General features: G+C 67.6%; 1 protein-coding gene. It reads right to left on the bottom strand.

The window, feature by feature from the left end:
* Nucleotides 1-244: CHASE2 domain-containing protein (locus A3764_RS22060; protein ID WP_150122405.1), on the bottom strand; the 244-nt coding region annotated here is incomplete at both ends.

Raw genomic sequence — 244 nt, 5'->3', positions numbered from 1 at the left:
CGAGAACATCGGCCTGCAGCAACACGCCCGGCACGCTCGCCGACAGGGGTGTCCGGCGCAGGTCGAAAAGACCCTGCGCGCTTGAGCCGACAAGGATGATCCGCCCGGCGATGGCCGGTTGCAGGCCGGGCAGGGCGGTATCGTTCAGCACCAGATGGGCGGGGGTCATCCGGTTCTCGGTCTCTTCGGTGAAATGCAGCCGAAGCTCGCCGTTGCCGTCGAGCGGGTATTCCGCACCGCCCGT

The organism is Sulfitobacter sp. HI0129, assembly GCF_001635395.1.
In the GTDB taxonomy this organism is placed as follows: domain Bacteria; phylum Pseudomonadota; class Alphaproteobacteria; order Rhodobacterales; family Rhodobacteraceae; genus Sulfitobacter.
This window is presented reverse-complemented; position numbering and strand designations above follow the sequence as displayed.